Origin of the sequence: Novipirellula artificiosorum (assembly GCF_007860135.1) — a bacterium.
GTDB lineage: Bacteria > Planctomycetota > Planctomycetia > Pirellulales > Pirellulaceae > Novipirellula_A > Novipirellula_A artificiosorum.
This window is the reverse complement of record NZ_SJPV01000027.1, coordinates 39043-45042: the sequence shown is the minus strand read 5'-3', so window position 1 is coordinate 45042 and position 6000 is coordinate 39043. Positions and strand designations below refer to the sequence as shown.

The 6000-nt window shown below is 54.7% G+C and carries 4 protein-coding genes; all 4 read right to left on the bottom strand.

What is annotated here, in order from left to right; all coding sequences use genetic code 11:
- Positions 1–1498: M48 family metalloprotease (locus Poly41_RS32295; protein ID WP_146531503.1), on the bottom strand; the 1498-nt coding region annotated here is incomplete at its 3' end.
- A 375-nt stretch (positions 1499–1873) separates the two neighbouring features.
- A complete protein-coding gene (locus tag Poly41_RS32290) occupies positions 1874–2134 on the bottom strand; it encodes a hypothetical protein (protein WP_146531502.1) in 261 nt (86 codons plus the stop codon).
- 500 nt (positions 2135–2634) lie between these two features.
- Positions 2635–3798, bottom strand: a complete 1164-nt coding sequence (locus Poly41_RS32285) for a carbohydrate porin (RefSeq protein WP_231616124.1) — start codon at positions 3796–3798, stop codon at positions 2635–2637.
- 524 nt (positions 3799–4322) lie between these two features.
- Entirely contained in the window at positions 4323–5813 is a 1491-nt protein-coding gene (locus Poly41_RS32280) for an arylsulfatase (RefSeq protein WP_146531501.1), read from the bottom strand.
- Positions 5814–6000 lie beyond the last annotated feature (187 nt).

The following is a 6000-nucleotide window of genomic DNA, read 5'->3' as shown; positions in this document are numbered from 1 at the left end:
CTGGCAGTAGGTCATGCGAGATCTGTCCGTGCCCGTCGCGAATGGCAGAGGCCAACGCAGCATCGAAGCCAAAGTTCAAGTCACCGATGAATTGTCCGACTTCCAGCAAACTTCGCAGCGCCGCAAGATTGCTACCCAGATGCGGCGTGCCCTGAAAGTACACCCGGTGAGCGTCGCCGCCATCGACTTCAACGTAGTGGCGAAGCACGAGTCCTCCGGCACTATGGCAAACGAAATCAACATGTGCCGAGGCCGCTCCGACACGGCGCATTTCTCGTGCAAGATACTTGGCGCTGCGGGCAAGGCTCTCGTCCGCCGGGTACTGGAAGCCAAGAATACGGAGTTTCGCATCCGCATCCACTTCGGCCACTTGTTCCATCAGTGGTTCATAAACGCCGAGATTCGATTCCATTCCATGGATGCACACGAGGACCCGTTCGTCCGCCTGAATGCTATTCTCTTCGGCGGACTGTAACTCCCTGCTTTCCCGATCAAACTCGAACAGCCCATATTCATCGCCGTAGATCAATCCATCGAGTTCCAGTCGGACGCGTCGCAGACGATGGGTTATCGTCGGCTGCGAAGCCAGTGTGAACGACTCGCCAGATGTCGCTTCTTGGAACTCCGGTTCAACCGGCGGGTCTCCCTCGCGTTCCGGAGGATCGAGCAACAGAGACTTGTTCTGAGCGACGGCGGCGCGGCGGAGCACGTCGAGTCCGTTTTCGACATCAAAGCCTGCATTGCGGCACAAGTGAATGGCAAACAAATCGTCCAGAAAATCGTCTTCGCGTGAGTACGAGGCCTCGAGGATGGCGCCGACGCCACGGATGGATCGAACGATGTCTTCTGCTTTGGCGTTTCGTTCAGGGGCGGCGTCAAGGTCTCGTTTCAGGTGCTCGCGCAACCACTCCCTTTGAAACGATCGTTTTGCATGGCCCAAGCAAAGGTGGCCCAACTCGTGCGCCAGTACAAAGGCGATGCGATCACGACCCGCTGGATCATCGGCCGGGGACGTTTGTAGAAAAGACTGTGAAACGTAGATGCGGCCGGCACCTGCGGAAAACGAATCCATCTTGCCCTGATCGACGATCGTGATCGTAACCTCATAATCCGGAGAACACATTCGAGGCGGCAGCGCGTCGACCAAGGCGGCCAAGATGTCGGCGACCTGGGCTGGTCCATCGGCGGTTTGGTTTTTCGCAAGTACTTCAGCGTGAATCTTCGCTGCACGCTCGATTTCCTCGGCGACCGGCAACGGCGTTCGCGCGACCAACCATTGAACCGCACTCCCGGATGATTCGACCGAAGGAATGTTCTGCTTTTCCGGCGGTCCCCACAATGCATTGTCGTCGATGCATTGTCGCTGTGATGCGGTAAACGTGAGTGGATCCGTGGTCTCCGCCGCCGAAACAAACGGGCCGCCGAGCAATAAAATCCCGATCAGCCGTAGCCATTCGCCGCAATCGCGAGCAGCGGTTCGCACATAACCATGATTCATCGTCAGGCCTCTTTGGTGCAACGCCCGCGAAAAAACGTCAACGTGGACATCCGAAAGAACATCCTACCGGATTCGCTCGCGTGCCGTGACCACTGGAACAGTTCCATGGCCGGCACCTAATTGAAACTGTCCCCCAGGTTGGACGAACCGACCTCACGAAGCCGACTATCTTGGGAGCATCCGTGGCGACACTGATGCAGGTTGGCCGCTCCAACGCACACTTCTCAAAAAAGTGATTCGAAATAGTGGAAGAGTGCTTCGCCGCGAATTGGATGCCGAGCGGGTGAGGGAGTTAAGGGACGGTCTCACGCCCCTGAAACCAAACGCCGCGCCCCAGTATCCGATCGTTAGCTGAGAATCCCAGGCTTCGATTCATCACGGATCGGAATCAGGATTACCGGTAAGCACACGATCCGCTTGCTCACTCAGCATCGCGCGTTCTCGCCTCTGACGATCGAACACCATCCAAAACCAGGTCGCGCATGTGCACAACATCAAAAGAATCAATCCCCAAAGAGGAAGATCGTCATGAAGAGTGAAGGATGCAATTATGAAACCCAGTAATGCTCCCTCAGGAAGGGTGCTTCGCTTTGGTATTTCAGCTTTCTCCAGCTGCGCACTGGCCTCATCAATCATGCGTTCGTTTTTCTTTCACACGCCGAGTTTGTCAGGGGCTAGATCAAAGAGACCATTGTTGCAGATTGGTGCGCGCAAAAAAGCCCCGAAGTTCTGCTTCACCGCTTATGGTGAAAAGACCTCAGCAGTTGGCGGCTTGGCTGCACATATCCCAAGAATCGAGACTAGTTTTTCGGCATCTGTGCGTTGAACGAATTCGCTCAACTCGCGCCGGTCGATGCAACCTCGGCACGCAAGGAGACGAATTGCCAAGAGTACTAATGGCCTTTTCCGCTCCCTTGGCATCTGCGGACGCCGCCCAGCGATGTGACGCCAACCCTGTCCCAGGTTTACTGATTACGAGAACCTAGTCGACGCTGACTCGCAAGAGATCTCGGCTCAGATGCGTACCGGGGCCGTGCTTGGAATCCCGTTTTTCACGTTGTTTGAGTGTCGGCTGAGTATTTTGACCAAACGGGTTGAAGACAGCTAGAATCGAACGGCGCAGGATGAGTGCCGAATTAGAGATCGATCTTGGCTCTCAACCCAAACATCAGCAGTGTATCGGCACGCTCGCGCGACGGTTCGACGACTTGCAGGTCAGCCGTGACGTGGCACCAGGGGGTCACGCCGACGTTATAAAACATCTCGACACCTTGCTCGTCTTGAAGTGGCAGCAGAATCGGAGCGATCTGTTTCAGTGGTTCGCTGACGCCAGTATAGAAGTAGCCGATTCCGAAGGTGTCCTGCGGACGATTACCGATTGGATTGGAACCACCCACGCCAATGTTCGCAGCCCAATTGAATGGGTTGGGATTATCGTCTGCGATCCCGACGTTTCCGAAGACACCCCAGGAACGTGTTGGATCATCGGGCGAAACATAGAGAGCTTGGTCGAATGCGTAGGCCAGCAACCACGAACCCGTCTTGTCAGGGTTTGCTAAAACCACTCCCTGGCCTGGGTCAAAATAGGGATTGGGGTCGAGGCTATTGTAGGTCCCGCTACTGTACAAACCATAAACCATCTGATGCCCAGGCTTGTTCATGAGCTTAGTCGGCAGGGTCGCCGAAGCGAACAGCGACACTCCATTATCGAAGAACGTATCAAAGCCACTCACGGTCGGCGTATTGTTCGCGTCGTAGACGAACGCCGAAAACACAGCTTCCTGGTTTTCATCGAGTACGACCATTCCGGCACCGAACGATGAGTAGGGAAACGCCGTGACGAGAACTGGATTGAAACACAGGGCAAGATTTTGAAACCCGTCTAGGCCGTTTGCTCCTCCGGTGAACGGCTGAACAAAACCATCGAGTGTGTTGATTTTTCCGGCTTGCACCAAAACGGATTCACTCAGTGCCTGCGTCAAAGTGACGTTCGTGAGCGCCGTGACGTCGCGATTTCCGTCGGGTAGTATTTGCGCCGTGCTGACTGGCAGAAGCGTTCCAGAAAACTGGTTGATCGAGCTGCCAAACACTGACTCACCGTGCAGGTTGATCGTCAGACCATCCCATAAGCCAACCTTCTTTCCGTTGATGTTCAGAAACATGTCGACCCGGCCGCGATAGCCGGAAGTCTCGTCGAGCCCGCCGGATGTGATGTCTGAGTAAAAGTTGGTGTTGGAGATATTCCAGGTGTAGCCTTTTTCCTCAAAGCACGACCCCAGGCGACACCAGTCGTCGGACAAAGTGGAGCGTTCCCAACACGAGCTACCACAGTCGGGCGAGTCGAACATTGAATCGCAGGAGTCGTCGCATTGCGCCGCAGCTTGCTGGGGAAAGCATGCGGACAGACAGACTTGCGCGCCGATGAAAAGCCCGAGCGTCAACAGAAGTGGCTTTTTTTGATGGAGAGCTACCACGGTTTCGCTTCCTTGCGATCAAAGTCGAATTCGACGTGACTGGTAGTGGCTGTGGCTTCCAGCCGCAGATTACTTTGGCAAGATGTACTGGCACGCTCTTCCAAACACAAATACCAGGTTGCGCGCACTTGCTCGCAACCCGCCTTTCAGTCGGTATCGTCACAATGGATCCGACGATGCAAACTGATGGACGATCAGCAATCTGTAAGCGATCTGCGGACGCGGTTATTCCGACTAGGCAACCTTGTCGGGCGGGAAACGCGAAACCTCTTCATCGAAGGTGCCTTGAACCAGCGGGAAATAACTGTCGTAGTGCAAGCTGCCAGTCTGTGCTACGACTTCACGCATTGCTATTTGTTTTGCTTTGCCGGCACGTATGGGTCAAGCGTTCCCGGCTTGATCGGTGGTTCTGCGGCCAGCGACGCCTGATGCTCTGTCAGAATCGGCCCACACCCCCAACGTTGCCACAAAGAACCTCCCGTTGCTTTGGTTACGGGATATTCCTCTTTAGGATCACTATAGAGGTCGTAAAAGTGAGGCAGAGGGAACACGTTCAGCTTCCCGCTACCGAGCCCTCCTTCAAACTCCATGAACATCATCTTAAAGTTATGCCACTTCACGCCGTGAATATCGTTGCCGACATAGACGACAAAGCCGTCTCGACCGGATTCCTCTTGTTTCCCCAAGAAGAAATCCGTCATGTCCTTACTGTCGATGATACGATCTGTCGGCACCTTACCACCGGCAATGTTTGCCACTGTAGCGAACAGATCAAACTGGTGAACGATCTCGTTGGAGACCTTGCCTGCCGGAACTTTGCCGGGCCAGCGGACAATAAATGGCACCCGTAAGGACCCTTCCTTACCCGTGAAATAGGAACCACTCCATGGGCCGCTCCATCCCTGGTAACCGGGGATACACTCGCCGCCGTTATCCGAGGTAAAAATGAAAATAGTATTGTCGGCAATACCCAACCCATCCACCTTATCCAGTAATTCACCGGTATAGGCATCGATCTGCATTAGCACATCGCCCCACTGGCCATTGCCACTCTTGCCTTCAAATTCTTTACTCGGCAAAATCGGCATATGCGTCTGGGTGTAGGGCAGATACAGGAAGAACGGTTTGTCGGCTTTGGCCTGGCGTGTCATGAAGTCCTTGGCATGGTCGGTGATTTCCCGGTCAATCTCTCGCCTTGCCGGCAGGTCGTAGACCTTCACCACCTTTGCCGGTGAGCCTTTTCTGGCCGAATAAATGTGCTCTTCCTTGATCATCGGATTTTTGCCGGTCTCCTCCGCCAGTTTCCGATACTTCTGGAACATCTCTTGCGCCGGCCAAAGGCTCTCGTCGGTCGAATTGGGGATGCCATACCACTCATCGAAACCCTGATTGGTGGGATAGCGTCCTTCCGCCTGGCCGAGATGCCACTTGCCGAACATAGCGGTGGTATAACCCACATCGCCCAGCATCTCCGGCATGGTGTATTCCCACTGGGTCAAACCATAATCGGCGGTTTCGAGCGGCACAGAACCGTTCCCCGTGCGTACGGCATAGCGGCCTGTCATTAGCGCTGCGCGACTGGGCGTGCACTGCGCCTCGACATTGTAATTCAACAGCCGCGTGCCTTCAGTGGCCAGCTTGTCGATGCGCGGCGTGGCGCCACCCCGGAGAATACCCCCGCCGTAGCAACCCAGTTCGCCGTAGCCGAAGTTGTCCATGTTGATCAGAACAATGTTGGGCTTGGCATTGCCTTCCTGGGCCACCGCATTCTGCGTTACAGTCAGACCTGCTGCCAGCAGGCAGGAGCAGGCGAGTATCATTGTCTTTATTTTGGTTTTCATTTTGGTTTTTCCTTTTTGCCAGAATTCAGGTGTCGGTGGTTGTTGAACACCCACACCTGATAGGGTATTTGACTACTTCGGCGATTGCGAACAAGTCCAGCGAAATTATGAACGCGACTTCGATGGAACTTGCATTCCGCACTCCATCACGGTGGCTGGATTCCACCCGCATCGTTTTTTGGTTATT

Bases quoted from the DNA above. Each gene is read 5' to 3' on its own strand.
- Poly41_RS32290 (WP_146531502.1), bottom strand. From the start codon at position 2,134: ATGATTGATGAGGCCAGTGCGCAGCTGGAGAAAGCTGAAATACCAAAG.
- Poly41_RS32280 (WP_146531501.1), bottom strand. From the start codon at position 5,813: ATGAAAACCAAAATAAAGACAATGATACTCGCCTGCTCCTGCCTGCTG.